The sequence below is a fragment of the Streptomyces sp. col6 genome, assembly GCF_008042035.1.
Classification (GTDB): Bacteria; Actinomycetota; Actinomycetes; order Streptomycetales; family Streptomycetaceae; genus Streptomyces.
Genome location: NZ_RDBL01000029.1, coordinates 953,065 through 969,645, shown reverse-complemented (window position 1 = coordinate 969,645; position 16,581 = coordinate 953,065). Strand labels below are relative to the sequence as shown.

Sequence of the window (16,581 nt, the reverse complement as noted above, 5' to 3'; positions counted from 1 at the left end):
ATCAGCGGCGTGACATGTAGATGTCCAGGGCCTTGTGCAGCAGCTTGTTCAGCGGGAAGTCCCACTCGCCGAGGTACTCCGCCGCCTGGCCGCCGGTGCCGACCTTGAACTGGATCAGGCCGAAGAGGTGATCGGTCTCGTCCAGCGAATCCGAGATGCCGCGCAGGTCGTAGACCGTGGCCCCCATGGCGTACGCGTCGCGCAGCATCCGCCACTGCATCGCGTTCGAGGGGCGGACCTCGCGCTTGTGGTTGGCCGAGGCGCCGTACGAGTACCAGACGTGGCCACCGACGATCAGCATGGTCGCCGCCGCGACGTTCTCGCCCTCGTGACGGGCGAAGTAGAGCCGCATGCGGTTGGGGTCCTCGCTGTTGAGGGCCGTCCACATGCGCTGGAAGTAGCCGAGCGGGCGCGGGCGGAAGTGGTCGCGCTCGGCCGTGATCTCGTACAGCCGCTGCCACTCGGAGAGCTCCGCGTAGCTGCCCTGGACGACCTCGACGCCGGCCTTCTCGGCCTTCTTGATGTTGCGCCGCCAGAGCTGATTGAAGCCCTTGTGGACATCCTCCAGGGAGCGGTTCGCCAGCGGCACCTGGAAGACGTAGCGGGGCTGCACGTCACCGAATCCGGCGCCGCCGTCCTCGCCCTGCTGCCAGCCCATCTTCCGCAGCCGGTCGGCGACCTCGAAGGCACGCGGCTCGATGTGGGTGGCCTCGACGTCGCGCAGGCGCTTCACTTCCGGGTCCTGGATGCCGGCCTTGATGGCCGAGGCGTCCCAGCGGCGGATGACCACCGGCGGGCCCATCTTCACGGAGAAGGCACCCTGCTGCTTCAGGTGCGCCAGCATCGGCTGCAGCCAGTCGCTCAGGTTGGGCGCGTACCAGTTGATGACGGGGCCCTCGGGCAGATACGCCAGGTATCGCTTGATCTTCGGGAGCTGCCGGTAGAGCACCAGGCCCGCGCCGACGAGCTGTCCGGTCTTGTCGAACCAGCCCAGGCTCTCCGAGCGCCACTCGGCCTTCACATCCGCCCATGCCGGGACCTGCATGTGACTGGCCGCGGGCAGGCTCTGGATGTAGGCCAGATGCTGCTCTCGGCTGATGGTCCTCAGGGTCAGGCTCATGCGGGGCGCTCCTCGGCAGGTGTGTCCCCATGGGTCAGGGGCTCCGGCTCTCGCGCCGAAGCCTACTGTGACCGGGAAGTGCGCCGTCTGGCCCCGTCGTACCCGTCCGCCTCCGCACCGCGTGCGAGGGCGGCTCCGCCGGGTGACGGAGCCGCCCCGGGGACGGACGTGCGAGGTCAGCCGATCACGCCGCCGAAGAGTCCGCCATGGGCCATGCCGAGGAAGAATCCGAGGGCGGAGGCGCCCATGCCGATGATCAGTGGGAACCTCTCACGCGTGGTCACGGAGATGTACTGGCCGTACGCCCCCGTGATGATGCCGATGAGCCCGGCCCACGAACTCAGCAGATGCAGGTTGTGGAACATCGCCGAGATGAAGGCGAGGGCGCCGAGGACGAGCGTGACCACCACGAGCGCGTCCTGCAGTGGGTGGGACCTGCCGTCCGTGGCGAAGAGGGAGACGGAGGGGCGGGTCCGCGTTACGTGTGCCATGGATTACCTCCTGGCCGACATGCGGCGCGATCGTGGCGCCGCTCACACCCGATGTGTACAGATTGCGTCCGCTGACCATCGGATTTCAACCGGAAGCGGGTCTGCGGGTACTCTGGTCGGTCTGCACCGGTGTCTGCCCAGGCCGGCACGGTCCGCCCCTCCTCACCGAGGGCGCTGTCAGTGCCGACTGTTCTACTCGGGCACCGTTGCTCAACGCATCACGACCCTCCTGCCACGGAACGACCGTGGCCGCTGAGTCCAAAGGAGGTGGGTTCCACATGCGTCACTACGAGGTGATGGTCATCCTCGACCCCGATCTCGAGGAGCGAGCAGTCTCCCCGCTGATCGAGAACTTCCTCTCCGTCGTCCGTGAGGGCGAAGGAAAGGTTGAGAAGGTCGACACCTGGGGCCGTCGTCGTCTCGCTTACGAGATCAAGAAGAAGCCCGAGGGCATCTACTCGGTCATCGACCTGCAGGCCGAGCCTGCGGTCGTCAAGGAGCTCGACCGCCAGATGAACCTGAACGAGTCGGTCCTCCGGACCAAGGTCCTCCGTCCCGAGATTCACTGAGCTTCCAGCTCAGCGGTCATCGGGTCCGAGTAGCAGCAAGCAGCCAAGAAATCCCCGCCGAGAGGTTCATCCATGGCAGGCGAGACCGTCATCACGGTCGTCGGCAATCTCGTCGACGACCCCGAGCTGCGCTTCACCCCGTCCGGTGCGGCGGTCGCGAAGTTCCGTGTCGCGTCCACTCCCCGCATCTTCGACCGGCAGACCAATGAGTGGAAGGACGGCGAAGGCCTGTTCCTCACCTGCTCGGTCTGGCGGCAGGCGGCGGAGAACGTCGCCGAGTCGCTCACGCGAGGCATGCGCGTTGTCGTGCAGGGCCGGCTGAAGCAGCGGTCGTACGAAGACCGCGAGGGCGTCAAGCGCACGGTCTACGAGCTGGATGTCGAAGAAGTCGGCCCCAGCCTCAAGAACGCCACGGCCAAGGTCACCAAGACCACCGGTCGCGGTGGTCAGGGCGGCCAGGGTGGATACGGCGGCGGCCAGCAGGGTGGCGGTAACTGGGGCGGCGGTCCCGGTAGTGGCCAGCAGGGTGGTGGCGGTGCTCCCGCCGACGACCCGTGGGCCACGAGCGCTCCGGCCGGCGGCCAGGGCGGGGGCCAGCAAGGCGGAGGCGGTTGGGGCGGAAGCTCCGGCGGCTCCGGCGGCGGCTACTCGGACGAGCCTCCCTTCTAGGGAAGCTCGTACCCCCACTTCTTGATCACACAGGAGAAACACCATGGCGAAGCCGCCTGTGCGCAAGCCTAAGAAGAAGGTCTGCGCGTTCTGCAAGGACAAGACCCAGTACGTGGACTACAAGGACACGAACATGCTGCGGAAGTTCATTTCCGACCGCGGCAAGATCCGTGCCCGCCGCGTCACCGGCAACTGCACGCAGCACCAGCGTGACGTCGCCACGGCTGTGAAGAACAGCCGTGAGATGGCGCTGCTGCCCTACACGTCCACCGCGCGATAAGGGAAGGGTGACCGAATCATGAAGATCATCCTCACCCACGAGGTCTCCGGCCTCGGTGCCGCCGGCGACGTCGTCGACGTCAAGGACGGGTTCGCCCGTAACTACCTGGTTCCGCGTGGCTTCGCCATCCGCTGGACCAAGGGCGGCGAGAAGGACGTGGCGCAGATCCGCCGCGCCCGCAAGATCCACGAGATCGCCACGATCGAGCAGGCCAACGAGATCAAGGCCAAGCTCGAGGGCGTGAAGGTCCGTCTGGCCGTTCGCTCCGGCGACGCCGGCCGGCTCTTCGGCTCCGTCACCCCGGCCGACATCGCCTCGGCGATCAAGGCCGCCGGTGGTCCGGACGTCGACAAGCGTCGCGTCGAGCTCGGCTCGCCGATCAAGACGCTCGGCGGACACCAGGTGTCCGTGCGTCTGCACCCCGAGGTCGCTGCGAAGCTCGGCATCGAGGTCGTTGCTGCCTGATCGGGCCGCATCAGCAGAACAGTGAAGGGCCGCACCCTGGTGGTGCGGCCCTTCGCCGTTTCACGTGAAACAAGCTGCCGAACCCGGGCGCTGATCCTCTTGGGTTCCCCGGGCCTGTTCGGCGTTACGTGGCAGGGTCAGCGGGTCGCGCCGGTGACCAGCCACTTTCCCGAGCGGGTACGGAGCCAGAGCGTCGCCATCCGCACGATCATCATCAGCGCCATCGCGCACCACAGGGTCCCGAGCCCGCCGCCCAGGGCCGGGACCAGGAGGGCGGCCGGTGCGAACACGGCGAGGGTCACGAGCATGGCCCAGGCGAGGTACGGTCCGTCGCCGGCGCCCATCAGCACGCCGTCCAGGATGAAGACGACCCCGGCGATCGGCTGGGTGGCGGCCACTACGAGGAGGGCCGGCAGCAGGGCGTCCTGGACCGATGTGTCGCTGGTGAACAGGGGCACGAAGAGCGGACGGGCCAGGACGATCAGCACGCCCAGCACCACTCCGGAGGCGATGCCCCACTCCACCATCCGACGGCACGCGTCGCGGGCCCCCTGGGTGTCGCCCGCTCCCAGGTACCGTCCGATGATGGCCTGCCCGGCGATGGCGATGGCATCGAGCGCGAAGGCCATCAGGCTCCACAGGGACAGGATGATCTGGTGTGCGGCGATGTCGGTGTCCCCGAGCCGGGCGGCAACCGCCGTGGCGATGAGCAGGACGGCGCGCAGCGACAGGGTACGGACCAGGAGGGGCACGCCGGCCTGGGCACAGGCCCTGATACCCGCGGCGTCGGGGCGCAGCGACGCTCCGTGCCGCCGGGCGCCGCGTACGACCACGACGAGGTAGGCGGCCGCCATCGCGAGCTGGGCGATGACCGTGCCCCAGGCCGAGCCGGCGATGCCCAGTCCGGCACCGTAGACGAGGGCTGCGTTGAGGGCCGCGTTGGCCGCGAAGCCGCCGATGGCGACGTAGAGCGGGGTGCGGGTGTCCTGGAGGCCCCGGAGTACGCCGGTCGCGGCCATGACCACCAGCATGGCGGGGATGCCGAGACTGGAGATCCGGAGGTAGGTGATCGCGTGGGGGGCCGCTGTGGGGGAGGCGCCGAACACGTCGACGAGCCAGGGAGCCAGGGGGAGCGTCAGCGCGATGACAGCGAGGCCGAGCAGGAGGGCCAGCCAGATGCCGTCCATGCCTTGGCGGATCGCGCCGGCCGGATCGCCCGCGCCCACCCGTCGGGCGACTGCGGCCGTGGTGGCGTAGGCGAGGAAGACGAAGATGCTCACTGCGGTCGTCAGCAGAGCGGCGGCGACCGCCAGACCCGCCAGTTGCGGGGTGCCGAGATGGCCGACGATCGCGCTGTCGACCATCACGAACAAGGGCTCGGCCACAAGCGCGCCGAAGGCCGGGACGGCGAGCGCGATGATCTCGCGGTCATGGCGTCGACGACGGGAAGACAGGGTTCCCTGTGGCTGGGTCATGGCAGTCAATCTAATCTTCCACAGGTAAGAGATGCAATGAGGCAGGGGTCCTTACATTTACTTGCCTGCGGGTCACTCCTGTGCGGGACCTGCGCCGATCTCGGCCCGGTAGCCGAAATTTTTCTCCCCCACAGCCCGTGGATGGGGAAAGGCCAGGTCACGGTGGTAGTCGCAGCTTCGTTATGAGTTTGTCCACAGTGCTGTCCCCCGGTCCGTGCACAGGTTCTGCGGAGTTCTCCACAGCATCTGGCCCGTCGTCCACAGAGCCTGTGGATAACCAGATTGGCTGACGGTGCCGAGCCGCCTACCGTAGTCCGGCGCCCCCACCCCGTTTCGGCTCTGCGGCATCGCAGAACTCGACACACCGGAACCGGAGTCGGGCGTCTTGTTTGTCGGTGCCGTGCCGTAAGAAAGAGGAGCACGGCTAGGTCCGCGGAGCGGACGGGAGGAGGTGGCCGGATGAGCATTCCCGAACCCTTGGACGACCCTTGGGCGGACACCGGCCCCAGTGACCGGCTGCCCGTCTCCCGCCAGCGCCGGGGGGAGGACCGGGACCGGGGCGAGCGCCACGACCGGGGCCGGGAGAGCCGCGACTGGGAGGGCGGCTCCTCGGGCTTCGAGCGCGTGCCCCCTCAGGACCTGGACGCGGAGCAGTCCGTGCTCGGCGGCATGCTGCTGTCCAAGGACGCCATCGCCGATGTCGTGGAGATCATCAAGGGCCACGACTTCTACCGCCCCGCACACGAGACCGTCTATCAGGCGATCCTCGACCTCTATGCCAAGGGCGAGCCGGCCGACCCGATCACCGTGGCCGCCGAGCTGGTCAAGCGCGGCGAGATCACCAAGGTGGGCGGGGCGCCGTATCTGCACACGCTGGTGCAGTCGGTACCCACGGCGGCCAACGCCTCGTACTACGCGGAGATCGTTCACGAACGCGCGGTCCTGAGGCGGCTCGTCGAGGCCGGCACGAAGATCACGCAGATGGGATACGCGGCCGACGGCGATGTCGACGACATCGTCAACTCCGCCCAGGCCGAGATCTACGCCGTCACCGAGCAGCGGACCAGCGAGGACTACCTGCCGCTCGGCGACATCATGGAAGGCGCCCTCGACGAGATCGAGGCGATCGGCTCCCGCAGCGGCGAGATGACGGGTGTGCCCACGGGGTTCACCGATCTCGATGCCCTGACCAACGGGCTGCACCCGGGCCAGATGGTCGTCATCGCGGCCCGTCCCGCCATGGGTAAGTCGACGCTCGCGCTGGACTTCGCCCGTGCCTGCTCGATCAAGAGCAACCTCCCCAGCGTGATCTTCTCCCTGGAAATGGGGCGGAACGAGATCGCCATGCGCTTGCTGTCCGCCGAGGCACGGGTAGCTCTGCACCACATGCGCTCCGGCACGATGACCGACGAGGACTGGACGCGGCTGGCCCGGCGGATGCCGGATGTCTCCGCGGCTCCGCTCTACATCGACGACTCCCCCAACCTCTCCATGATGGAGATCCGGGCGAAGTGCCGTCGCCTCAAGCAGCGCAACGACCTCAAGCTGGTGGTGATCGACTACCTGCAGCTGATGCAGTCCGGCGGTTCCAAGCGTGCCGAGAGCCGCCAGCAGGAGGTCTCCGACATGTCGCGAAACCTCAAGCTGCTGGCCAAGGAACTGCAGCTGCCGGTCATCGCGCTCTCCCAGCTGAACCGTGGCCCCGAGCAGCGCACGGACAAGAAGCCGATGGTCTCCGACCTCCGCGAATCCGGCTCCATCGAGCAGGACGCCGACATGGTGATCCTGCTGCACCGCGAGGACGCCTACGAGAAGGAGTCGCCGCGCGCCGGTGAGGCGGACCTGATCGTGGCCAAGCACCGAAACGGCCCGACGGCGACGATCACGGTGGCCTTCCAGGGCCACTACTCCCGCTTCGTGGACATGGCGCAGACCTGACCGGACCGGGGAGAGGCAACCGGTGTTTCCAGCAGCGAGTCATGCGAATCCTGATGTGCGGCCGGCCGGGCGCAGCGACCTCGGCGTGCTGCTGGACGTACTGTCCGAGGCCCGGGAGGACCAGGTGCGGCAAGGGCTCCCGCCCTCTTGGCGGGTGCTCCCCCACTCGGCCGTGGCAGCCGGAATCGACCGGGGCGAGACCTACCTCGTTCAGCTGGCGGGGGACCCCGTGGGGACGTTCGCCCTGGAAAGTGAGGACGCTGCGGTCTGGCCCGGCTCGGATGGGCCGAAGGCGGCCTATCTGCACCGGTTGGCCGTTCTTCCGTTCCACCACGGGCGAGGCATAGGAGCCTTCGCTGTGGACTGGGCCGCACGGACGGCTGCCGTGCGGGGATGCCTGCTCCTGCGTCTCGACGCCGTCGCGGCCAATGCGCGGTTGTGCTCCTGGTACGAGCGGCTGGGATTCGCCCCGAGGGGCGAAGTACTGCTCCCCGGATGGCAGCGGGCCAGCATGCGCTTCGAACGCGAAGTATGACCTGCCCGTAGGGCTTCCGGCATCGCGCGAGGTGGAGGCCGAGGGAGGGATAAATCGAGTCGCCATACGTGCGTGCGGGCGGTAGTTGTTGACGATGACTTCTCATGCTGAACAGTTGCTTCCCGGTACCCGGCGCGCGTTGTTGCACCGCATCGCCACGGCCCAGGCCGAAGGGCGTACACCCTCTCTCGTCGCCGCCGTGCAACGGCAGGGGCAGATCGTCTGGGACGGCTCACGCAGCTGTGTCGACGGCCATGCCCCGGACACGGACACGCAGTTCAGGATCGGCTCCCTCACCAAGACGTTCACCGCGGTGCTGGTGCTTCGGCTGCGGGACGAAGGACTGCTGGATCTCGCCGACCCGCTGGAGAAGCACCTGCCCGGCACCGGTGCGGGTGACGTGACCCTGTATCAGCTGCTCGGTCACACTGCGGGCCTCGGTGCCGAGACGACCGCGCCCTGGTGGGAGCGGACCCCGGGCACCCTCCGGCCCGCTCTCGGAGACGTGCTCGGCGAGCAGATCGCCATGCACCCGCCCGGCCACCGCCACCACTACTCCAACCCCGGCTACACCCTGCTCGGTTCGCTGGTGGAGGCCGTGCGCGGGGCCTCCTGGGAAGAGGTGCTGCGCCGCGAGGTGCTGGAGCCCCTCGGCATGCACCGCACGACCTCCCTCCCGCAGGCTCCGCACGCCGGCGGCTGGGCCGTGCACCCGTGGGCCGACGCCATGCTTCCCGAACCGGCCGAGGACCTGGGCCTGATGGCTCCCGCCGGACAGCTCTGGTCCACCACCGCGGATCTGCTGCGCTTCGCGGCCTTCCTTGCCGAGGGCGACGACCGGGTGCTCCGCGCCGCGTCGGTGGAGGAGATGAAGCGGCCCTCGGCTGCTCCAGAACCCGGCGACTGGGACAACGGTTACGGCCTGGGAGTGCAGCTGGTACGGCGGAAGGGCCGCACCTTCATCGGCCATACGGGCTCCCTTCCCGGCTTCCTTGCCGCCCTCTGGGTCAGTGCCGAGGACGACGTGGCAGCCGTGGTGCTCGTCAACGCGACCTCCGGGGCTGCGATCGGTGAGGTGGCTGCCGACCTCGTGGACATCGTCGCCGAGGCGGAGCCCCGCATCCCCGAGCCGTGGCGCCCACTGCCCGAGGTCGACGCGGAGCTCCTTGCCCTGACCGGTCCGTGGTACTGGGCAACGCGCCTCAACATCCTGCGGCTGACCGCCGATCGCGGGCTGGAGCTGTGGCCGGCGAACGGACCGGGCCGAGGCGCCCGCTTTACCGCACGGCCGGACGGCACCTGGGTCGGCCTGGACGGCTACTACGCAGGGGAGACGCTGCGGGTCGTGCGGAACGCCGACGGCAGCGTGAACCACCTCGATCTGGGGTCCTTCGTCTTCACGCGTGAGCCGTACGACCCGGCGGCGGCGGTGCCCGGTGGCGTGGACGAGGAGGGGTGGCGCGGCCTGGGGGACTGAGCGGGGCCCATGGGCTGACCGTGACTGGTGGCCGCCCGGGGCGTGAAAGGCGAGCGTCATCAGGCGGGTTGGGGTTGCCCGTTTCACGTGAAACGGGCAACCCAGCGGCTCAGGCCGTCAACTCCCGCTCCAGAGGGGTCCGGAAGCGCGGGGTAATCCTGGCCCCTCCCACCCAGGCGGTCAGCCGGGACAGTTCGGCCTCGATCGCCGAGGAGGCCTCCTTGCCCGGATCGGTCAGCAGCCGCCAGGCCAGCTCGCCGTTGGCGCGCTGTGCCCAGCCGCCCACGATCCGGCCGTTCCACCACACCGTGGGGCCGATGTTGCCCGAGCGGTCGAAGAGGGCTGCCCGGTGCTCGGCCGGCAGATGGAAGCCGCGGTCCGCCCAGCCCATCCCGCTGGGGTCGAGCGCGGGCAGCAGGGCCGCCCAGGGAGCGGGAGCGGATTCGGGTTCCGTGTCCCCGGGAGCGACCCAGGCGGCGGCGCCGTCGTCGAGCCGTACCTCCACGGCTCCGACTGCCGCCAGCGCCGTACGGACCTCGCGCGCACCCCATCCGGTCCACCACTTGAGGTCGCCTTCGGTGCCCGGTCCGTAGGCCCGGAGCCAGTGCAGGGCCAGCTCCGCCTGGGCCGGGGCGGTTTCCTCCACCGGCCGAGGCCGGGCCAGGGCCCAGCGGAACTGGCTGGAGGTCCAGGAACCCCTCGGCCGGTCCCGGCGAATCCTCCCTTCCGCGGCCAGCACTCGGATGACCCGGGTCGCGACGCCCTGGACCGCCTCCTGCTTCTTCCCGGGGAACAGCGTGATCTTGGTGCGGAGCGCAGCCACACCGGCGGCGAGTTCGCTGCCCGAGACCGGGCCGCCGTCCTCCAGGAAGGCGAGGGCGCTCCTCTCGGCCTCGTCGAGCCAGTGTTCGTCCAGGCCGTTGCCGTCGTCCCGCAGGTGCTTGAGCAGGTTGAGGCGTTCCTTGGCGGCCACAGCGCGCGCGTTGGCGGCCTCGACCCGTGGAGCCATCTCGTCCGAGACGACGAAGAGGGTGTTGCGCATCGAGAGCATCCGTACCAGTGAGACGTCCTCGTACAAGCAGTGCTCCACTGCGTCGATGCCTGGCTCGGTGAGCCTGGCGCATGTGGAGAGGAACACGGTGGCCGCGTCGGTCGCGTGGAGTGCGACAAGTGCATCGGCCACCGCGACGGGTGAGGAGGCCCGCGCTTCGGGTGCGAGGAGATGGCGGCGCCCGATCCGGACGCGGCGCTGTTCGTCACTGATGCGTTGCACATCGGCTCCTCGGGGGGTGGCAGGGTCAGAGAGCGAGTTTGAAGCCCACATGGCTGGCCACGAAGCCGAGCCGCTCGTAGAAGCGATGCGCGTCGGTACGGGTCGCATCGGAGGTGAGCTGCACCAACTGGCAGCCCTGGCGGCGTGATTCGTCCACCGCCCATTGGATCAGCCGGGTGCCGAGACCGCTGCCCCGTTCGTCCGCGTGGATACGGACGCCCTCGATCACGGAACGGGTCGAACCGCGCCGGGACAGCCCCGGGATCACTGTCAGTTGCAGGGTTCCGACGACGCGTTTCTCGCGCACGGCCACCATCATGTGCTGGTTCGGGTCGTCGGTCAGCCGTCGGAGCGCCGGCCGGTAGGGCGCGAGGTCGTCCGGCGACTCGCGCTGGGCACCCAGCGGGTCGTCGGCGAGCAGTGCCACGATCTCGGCCAGATCGTCAGCGGTCGCACGGCGTATGTCCAGATCGCTCATGATCCGCAGCCTACGCAGTCGGCGGGCGTGGCTACACGGGGACGGACTTCAGTTCCTCGACCGCCCTGACGAGCGGGGCGAGCTCGGCGTTTTGCGCGGCCTCGTCGAGTGCGGAACGCAGGGCGCTGTCATTGGTGGGCCGGGCCTCGGCGAGCAGTACGAGCCCGTCGTCGGTGACATCGGTGTAGATGCCCCTGCGGTCGGTGTCGCAGAGGTACCGGGTCAGCAGCCCGCGGTCTTCGAGACGGGTGACCAGGCGGGTGGTGGCGCTCTGGCTCAGCCCCACGGCGTCCGCCACCTGCTTCATCTGCAGATGGCCGCCCGGCCCGCTGTGCTGACGGCTGAGCACGTCCAGCAGGGAGTACTCCCGCACGCTCAGGTCGTGACCGCTCTGCAGAGCGCGTTCGATGCGGGTCTCGATCTTGCCGTGGAGCAGGGAGAGCGCGATCCAGCCCTGGGAGAGGGCGGTCAGGGCCGGGTCCGTGGCTGTCATGGTCTCTCCTCCGTGCCGGAGCTGCTTGCGTCCAGAGTAGCCGAACATCGCAATAGCCAGCGCTTGCAATTAAAGAGCGTCTGCAACTATTGTCTACGCATGTAAGGCGCAGTAGCAATCTTCTGGGAAGGCGTATCCATGCCGCTCGCACTCCTCGCCCTGGCCATCGGGGCATTCGGTATCGGGACCACCGAGTTCGTGATCATGGGGTTGCTTCCCGATGTGGCCGCGGACTTCCAGGTGTCCATCCCGGCCGCCGGCTTCCTGGTCACGGGCTACGCGCTCGGCGTCGTCCTCGGGGCACCGTTGATGACTGTGCTCGGCACGAGGGTCAGCCGCAAACGGATGCTGATGATCCTCATGGGCCTGTTCATCGCCGGCAATGTGGTCACCGCGACCGCACCCGTCTTCGAAGTGATGGTCGTCGGCCGTGTGATCGCCTCGCTCGCCCACGGTGCCTTCTTCGGCATCGGAGCGGTCGTGGCAGCCGATCTCGTCGCCCCGCAGAAGAAGGCGGGCGCCATCGCCCTGATGTTCACAGGACTCACCATCGCCAACGTCGTTGGTGTGCCGGTGGGCACCTCCATCGGTCAGCACGCCGGTTGGCGTTCCACGTTCCTCGTCGTCGCCGCGCTGGGCGTTGTAGGCCTGCTCGGCGTGGCCCGTCTCGTTCCCGAGCAGCCCCGTACCGAGGGCGTCAGGCTGAGGCAGGAACTCGCCGCCTTCCGCAATGTGCAGGTCCTTCTCGCCATGGCGATGACGGTCCTCGGCTTCGGCGGCGTCTTCGCTGCGATCACCTACGTGTCGCCGATGATGACGGAGGTCGCCGGATACTCGGCCTCCGCGGTCACCTGGCTCCTGGTCCTCTTCGGCCTCGGCATGGTCGGCGGCAACCTGCTCGGTGGCAGGTTCGCCGACCGTCACCTCATGCCCCTGCTCTTTGTGTCGCTGAGCGGGCTCACCCTGGTCCTGGCCCTGTTCACGCTGACCGCCCACAACAAGATCACGGCAGCTGTCACCCTTGTCCTGATCGGGGCCCTCGGCTTCGCGACCGTGCCTCCGCTGCAGAAGCGGGTGCTCGACCAGGCGGCGGGCGCCCCGACGCTGGCCTCAGCGGTGAATATCGGTGCCTTCAACCTCGGCAATGCGCTCTCGGCCTGGCTCGGCGGCCTCGTCATCGGCGCCGGACTCGGCTACACCGCCCCGAACTGGGTCGGAGCGGCACTTGCCGCGTCGGCTCTCGTGCTCGCCCTCGCCTCCCGTGCGCTGGAGCGCCGGACGACCATGCCGAGCCGCCTCGTCGCCGCCCACACCCCGGAGCCGGCGGCGGTGCCCGCCTCCCGGAGCTGAGCCTCGGGTCCTCCCCGCGCAGGGGGGCACGTGACCGGGGCGAGGGCGGGGGTCAGCCCGTGGCGAGGCTCAGGGGCGCGAAGTACCGGGACCAGTCCCCGTACCGTTGCCCGCCGAGGACCATCACCGTGGTCTCCGTACTGGACCGCAGGCCGCAGGCTCCGAGCCAGTCGAGCAATTCCTCGTGGCGGGCGTCTACGTCCACGCGCAGCGGCCGGTCCGTCGCCTCGGCGAGCGAGGCCACGAGCAGCTTCGCCGTGGCGGTGTCCCGGGCGATCAACGGCCCGACCGCGTGGTTCTCGGCGCTGGGGGAGAGCGCGGCGTACCCGATCAGTTCCCCGTTCTCCTCGGCGACCCGCAGGTGGTCGGCGAACGTGGGGAGCCGGGTCAGCAGATGGGTTCGGTCGAGGCCGAAGACGACCGAGTCCAGCTGCACCATGGCCCGCAGATCATGGGCGGAGGCAGACCGGATGACGAGCCCTGCGCCATCGAGAGGCAACGGCGCGGGTACCGCAGGCGGCTGGAAGGATCCGCTCAGACGGATGGTGCGCCCGACCGGGACGAACCCGAGCTCCTCGTAGAGAGGGCGTCCCGCCGATGTCGCATGGAGGCTGAGCGGGGTTCCCCCGGAGGCCTCGATCACCCTCTGCATCACATACCGGCCGACTCCCCGCCGGGCGTGACGCCCGGAGACCAGCAGCATCCCGACGGCGGCCATCCCGGGGCCGTACGGGACCGCCACGCAGCTCGCCATCAGCCCCTTGGTATCGGGGTCGTCGATGCCGTAGCCCGTACCGGCGGCGAGCAGCAGAGCCCAGCGCTCCTCGTCGCGCGGCCAGCCGCGGTCCTCGCTGAGATCGGCGCATGCGGCCAGGTCGTCCCGGGTGAGGCGCCGGATGGGTAGATCGGACAGCGGGCGGGGCAGTGAGCTGGGCATACGGGCCAGGCTGTCCGACTCGATGATCGCCGTCCACCGCTTTACCGGAACTGGCCGAGACGCGCAGCCGAAAATTGCTCCTGGTCCAGACCGGGAACCGTTTCACGTGAAACACGCCGCAGGGAGCGGGGCGCGAGCCCGGACCAGTGGCTCGGCACATCAGCCCAGGTCGGCGGCGTGCAAGGCCCGGACCCCCTCGATATTGCCGTCCAGGTAGTGCCGCAGCGACAGCGGCACCAGGTGCACTGCGGCGATGCCGACCCGGCTGAAGGGCACCCGGACGACGTCGTACTCCCCGCAGGGCTTGTCAATCTCGGGTCCGTGGCGCAGGGACAGGTCCATGGAATCGAGGCGGCAGACGAAGAAGTGCTGGACCTTGACGCCCTTCACCCCGCCCTCCTCGATGTGTTCCACGGTATCGACGAAGCAGGGCACCACATCGGTGATCTTCGCGCCCAGTTCCTCGTCCACCTCGCGGTGCAGAGCGTCGACGACGGTGGCGTCCTCGGGCTCGACCCCGCCACCCGGCGTGAGCCAGTACGGGTCAACCCCGGGCTTGGTGCGCTTGATGAGGATGAGGTCGTCGCCGTCGAGCAGGATGGCGCGTGCGGTGCGCTTGACCACAGGACGTTCGGTCATGGCAGAAGCGTGGCCCGCGCGACCCGTTCTGAAACACCGGAACGCCGTTGAGCGCTCCTGGGGTCACCAGTCGGCCGCAGCCCGCAGCAGCCACTCATGCGCCCGGGAGAGGTGAGGGAGTGCGAGTGTGCCGGTTCGCGCGGCCAGGAAGTAGGTGCGCAGGGGCGGCACCGGAGGGTCGAGAAGTGCCACCACCTCGCCCCGTTCAAGCGCGCCCTCGCACAGATAGCGCGGCAGCACGGCGAGCCCGGCGCCGGCGGCCGCGCACTCCAGGACCGCCCGCAGATCCGGCGCGATGACGGCTCCCGCGGCTGCGGGTGGGCTGTCGAAGACGGCGTTCCAGTAGCTGGAGACGAGCGGAAGGCTCTCGTGCACCTCGACCACGGGCAGCTGCTCCAGGACCACGGGGCCGTTGCGCCGCAGCGTTCCCGGCCCCAGGCGGCCGGCCCAGCGAGGAGCGGCGATGAGGATGTGCTCCTCGTCGCAGAGCGGAGTGGCGGTGAGCAGTTCCCCGCGCGGCCGGGCCGTCACGACGGCCAGGTCGTGGTGTCCGGCGGCCAGGCCGTCCAGAGTCTCGTCCGTGTCGGCGGAGAACGAACCCCGCAGTGCGAGCCCCTGGGTGATCAGTGGGGTCAGTGCGGGCAGGACCCGCAGCGAGAGGAACTCCGGGGGCCCGGCCAGATGCAGGGTCCGCACGCCCGATTCCTCGTCGAGGTCGGTCTCGGTGATCTCGACGAGCGCGTCCAGGTGGGGAGCGGCCCGGTGCGCGAGCTCGTCGCCGATCGTCGTCGGGGTCACCCCGCGGGCCCTGCGCAGAAAGAGCGGGCGGCCCAGCTGTCGTTCCAGCGTGCGGATCTGCGAGGTCACCGCGGGCTGCGAGAGGCCGAGGAGGGCGGCGGCGCGGGTGAAGGAACCCGCTCGGTGAACGGTGACGAAGGTGCGCAGTAAGGCCAGATCCACGTCCCCTCCCTTCCGCCCGCACGCAGCGACGCATCCGATGGGGCCCGAACAGCTATAAATATGTCGATAGGCCTCTGTCACTACTGTGATTGGACACTGACGCAGAGTCAACTAGCCTTGTCGAGGCGGTTCTTCGCGAGGAGAACACGAAGGGCCGGGGCGGTCCGAGCCACGAGGGGGGAGGCTCGGACCGTCCGTACCGCGCAGGGGTGGAGTAGGCGGTCAGTTCCCGCCGGTGGCCACGGCCAGTGCCTGTTCGACATCGGCCACCAGGTCGGCGGTGTTCTCGGCGCCGACGGAGAAGCGGATGAAGCCTTCCGGTACGGCGTCGCCGCCCCAGCGGCCCCGCCGCTCGGCGGTGGAGCGTACGCCGCCGAAGCTCGTCGCGTCCTCGGCCAGCCTCAGGGCCGACAGAAAGTGCTCCGCGGTTTCCCGGTCGGCCAGCACGAACGACACCACCGAGCCGAAGCGCCGCATCTGCCGTACCGCGTTCTGATGCGCGGGGTCGGTGGGCAGGCCGGGGTAGCGCAGCCCGGACACGGCCTGGTGCTTGGCGAGTGTCTCGGCGAGCGCGAGAGCGTTGGCGCACTGCCGCTCGATGCGTAGCTCCAGCGTCGCCAGCGACCGGTGCGCGAGCCAGGCCTCCATCGGGCCGGGGATCGCACCGACGACCTTGCGCCAGCGCCGTACCCCCGCCGCCAGTTCCGGATCGCGGCAGGTCACGTGGCCGAGGAGAAGGTCCCCGTGGCCCGTCATGCCCTTGGTGTCACTGGCCACCGAGAAGTCGGCGCCCAGCTCCAGCGGGCGCTGGCCGAGCGGGGTGGCAAGGGTGTTGTCGACGGCGACCAGCGTGCCGCCGGCGTGGGCGGCCTCGACGAGGCGTCGCACGTCGCAGACGTCGAGTCCCGGATTGGAAGGCGTCTCGATCCACAGCAGCTTCGCGCCCTCCAGAACGGCCAGCTGCGCGTCACCGCCGGTCGGCGCGGTCCTCACCTCGACTCCGTACGCCTCCAGCTGGGCACGCAGCAGGGGGAGCGCCTGGTAGCCGTCGTCAGGGAGTACGACGGTGTCGCCGCTGCGCACCTGGGACAGGAGGACGGCCGAGATCGCCGCCATCCCGGAGGCGAAGACGGTGGTCTCCACGTCCTCCCCCGGTGCTTCGAGTTCTCCGATGGCCCGTTCCAGATGGGTCCAGGTCGGATTGCTGTCCCGGCCGTAGGTGTACGGACCGGTCGGCTCGCCGGACAGGTGGAAGTGCGCGGCGAAGACCGGTCCGGGGAGGGTGGGCTCGTACTGCTGCGGTTCCGGCAGCCCCGCGCGTACCGCCCGGGTTCCGTCGCCCATGGTGCTCATGCTTCGTCCTCGCTTCTCTCCCCGGCCGGTCACCGGTCCCGACCGCACTGTTTCAGGTGGCTGTGGATCATTCGCCGCC

The 16,581-nt window shown here is 69.3% G+C and carries 18 protein-coding genes; 8 read left to right on the top strand and 10 right to left on the bottom strand.

The annotated features are described in order from the left end of the window. Position 1 precedes the first annotated feature (1 nt). Complete coding sequence (locus tag EAO73_RS33585) at positions 2-1,120, bottom strand: lipid II:glycine glycyltransferase FemX (protein ID WP_147975231.1); 1,119 nt, start codon at positions 1,118-1,120, stop codon at positions 2-4. Positions 1,121-1,296: 176 nt separating this feature from the next. Next, complete coding sequence (locus tag EAO73_RS33580; protein ID WP_147975230.1) at positions 1,297-1,611, bottom strand: hypothetical protein; 315 nt, start codon at positions 1,609-1,611, stop codon at positions 1,297-1,299. A 278-nt stretch (positions 1,612-1,889) separates the two neighbouring features. On the opposite strand from EAO73_RS33580, the gene rpsF reads away from it, so the two are divergent. From rpsF to rplI, 4 genes are all read left to right on the top strand, one after another. Next, complete coding sequence (gene rpsF, locus EAO73_RS33575; RefSeq protein ID WP_018101872.1) at positions 1,890-2,180, top strand: 30S ribosomal protein S6; 291 nt, start codon at positions 1,890-1,892, stop codon at positions 2,178-2,180. A gap of 72 nt (positions 2,181-2,252) precedes the next feature. Continuing rightward, a complete protein-coding gene (locus EAO73_RS33570; protein WP_147975229.1) occupies positions 2,253-2,849 on the top strand; it encodes a single-stranded DNA-binding protein in 597 nt (198 codons plus the stop codon). A 43-nt stretch (positions 2,850-2,892) separates the two neighbouring features. Continuing rightward, positions 2,893-3,129: a 30S ribosomal protein S18 gene (gene rpsR / locus EAO73_RS33565; protein ID WP_003967857.1), complete on the top strand. Its 237-nt coding sequence runs from the start codon at positions 2,893-2,895 to the stop codon at positions 3,127-3,129. A gap of 18 nt (positions 3,130-3,147) precedes the next feature. Then, the gene (gene rplI / locus EAO73_RS33560) at positions 3,148-3,594 is read left to right on the top strand and encodes a 50S ribosomal protein L9 (RefSeq protein ID WP_147975228.1); all 447 of its coding nucleotides are present in this window, start codon (positions 3,148-3,150) and stop codon (positions 3,592-3,594) included. A gap of 137 nt (positions 3,595-3,731) precedes the next feature. Here rplI and EAO73_RS33555 read toward each other — a convergent pair whose 3' ends face one another. Continuing rightward, on the bottom strand, positions 3,732-5,069 hold the full coding sequence (locus EAO73_RS33555; RefSeq protein WP_147975227.1) for an MATE family efflux transporter: 1,338 nt from the start codon (positions 5,067-5,069) through the stop codon (positions 3,732-3,734). A 459-nt stretch (positions 5,070-5,528) separates the two neighbouring features. Here EAO73_RS33555 and dnaB point away from each other — a divergent pair, with 459 nt between their 5' ends. The 3 genes from dnaB (at position 5,529) to EAO73_RS33540 (ending at position 9,019) form a co-directional block, all read left to right on the top strand. Then, on the top strand, positions 5,529-7,007 hold the full coding sequence (gene dnaB, locus EAO73_RS33550) for a replicative DNA helicase (RefSeq protein ID WP_147975226.1): 1,479 nt from the start codon (positions 5,529-5,531) through the stop codon (positions 7,005-7,007). Positions 7,008-7,092: 85 nt separating this feature from the next. Next, positions 7,093-7,542, top strand: coding sequence for a GNAT family N-acetyltransferase (locus EAO73_RS33545; RefSeq protein WP_191134311.1), 450 nt, complete (start codon positions 7,093-7,095; stop codon positions 7,540-7,542). Positions 7,543-7,636: 94 nt separating this feature from the next. Next, positions 7,637-9,019 (top strand): serine hydrolase domain-containing protein, encoded by a 1,383-nt coding sequence (locus tag EAO73_RS33540; protein ID WP_147975224.1) that lies wholly within the window; start codon positions 7,637-7,639, stop codon positions 9,017-9,019. A 109-nt stretch (positions 9,020-9,128) separates the two neighbouring features. Here the strand turns inward: EAO73_RS33540 and EAO73_RS33535 are convergent, their stop codons facing one another. The 3 genes from EAO73_RS33535 to EAO73_RS33525 are packed head-to-tail and all read right to left on the bottom strand — an operon-like array spanning position 9,129 to position 11,263. Next, positions 9,129-10,292, bottom strand: a complete 1,164-nt coding sequence (locus tag EAO73_RS33535) for a winged helix DNA-binding domain-containing protein (protein WP_147975223.1) — start codon at positions 10,290-10,292, stop codon at positions 9,129-9,131. Positions 10,293-10,317: 25 nt separating this feature from the next. Further along, positions 10,318-10,770 carry a GNAT family N-acetyltransferase gene (locus EAO73_RS33530; RefSeq protein WP_147975222.1) on the bottom strand — a complete coding sequence of 151 codons (453 nt, stop codon included), beginning with the start codon at positions 10,768-10,770 and terminating at the stop codon, positions 10,318-10,320. A gap of 31 nt (positions 10,771-10,801) precedes the next feature. Beyond that, positions 10,802-11,263 (bottom strand): MarR family winged helix-turn-helix transcriptional regulator, encoded by a 462-nt coding sequence (locus EAO73_RS33525; RefSeq protein ID WP_147975221.1) that lies wholly within the window; start codon positions 11,261-11,263, stop codon positions 10,802-10,804. 138 nt (positions 11,264-11,401) lie between these two features. Here EAO73_RS33525 and EAO73_RS33520 point away from each other — a divergent pair, with 138 nt between their 5' ends. Continuing rightward, positions 11,402-12,613, top strand: coding sequence for an MFS transporter (locus tag EAO73_RS33520; RefSeq protein WP_147975220.1), 1,212 nt, complete (start codon positions 11,402-11,404; stop codon positions 12,611-12,613). A 52-nt stretch (positions 12,614-12,665) separates the two neighbouring features. Here EAO73_RS33520 and EAO73_RS33515 read toward each other — a convergent pair whose 3' ends face one another. From EAO73_RS33515 to EAO73_RS33500, 4 genes are all read right to left on the bottom strand, one after another. After that, positions 12,666-13,550 carry a GNAT family N-acetyltransferase gene (locus tag EAO73_RS33515; protein WP_147975219.1) on the bottom strand — a complete coding sequence of 295 codons (885 nt, stop codon included), beginning with the start codon at positions 13,548-13,550 and terminating at the stop codon, positions 12,666-12,668. Between the two features lie 159 nt (positions 13,551-13,709). Beyond that, entirely contained in the window at positions 13,710-14,189 is a 480-nt protein-coding gene (locus EAO73_RS33510; RefSeq protein WP_147975218.1) for an NUDIX domain-containing protein, read from the bottom strand. A 63-nt stretch (positions 14,190-14,252) separates the two neighbouring features. Continuing rightward, positions 14,253-15,149, bottom strand: a complete 897-nt coding sequence (locus EAO73_RS33505; protein WP_147975217.1) for a LysR family transcriptional regulator — start codon at positions 15,147-15,149, stop codon at positions 14,253-14,255. A gap of 222 nt (positions 15,150-15,371) precedes the next feature. Continuing rightward, positions 15,372-16,502, bottom strand: coding sequence for a cystathionine gamma-lyase (locus EAO73_RS33500; RefSeq protein ID WP_147975216.1), 1,131 nt, complete (start codon positions 16,500-16,502; stop codon positions 15,372-15,374). Positions 16,503-16,581: the final 79 nt, after the last annotated feature.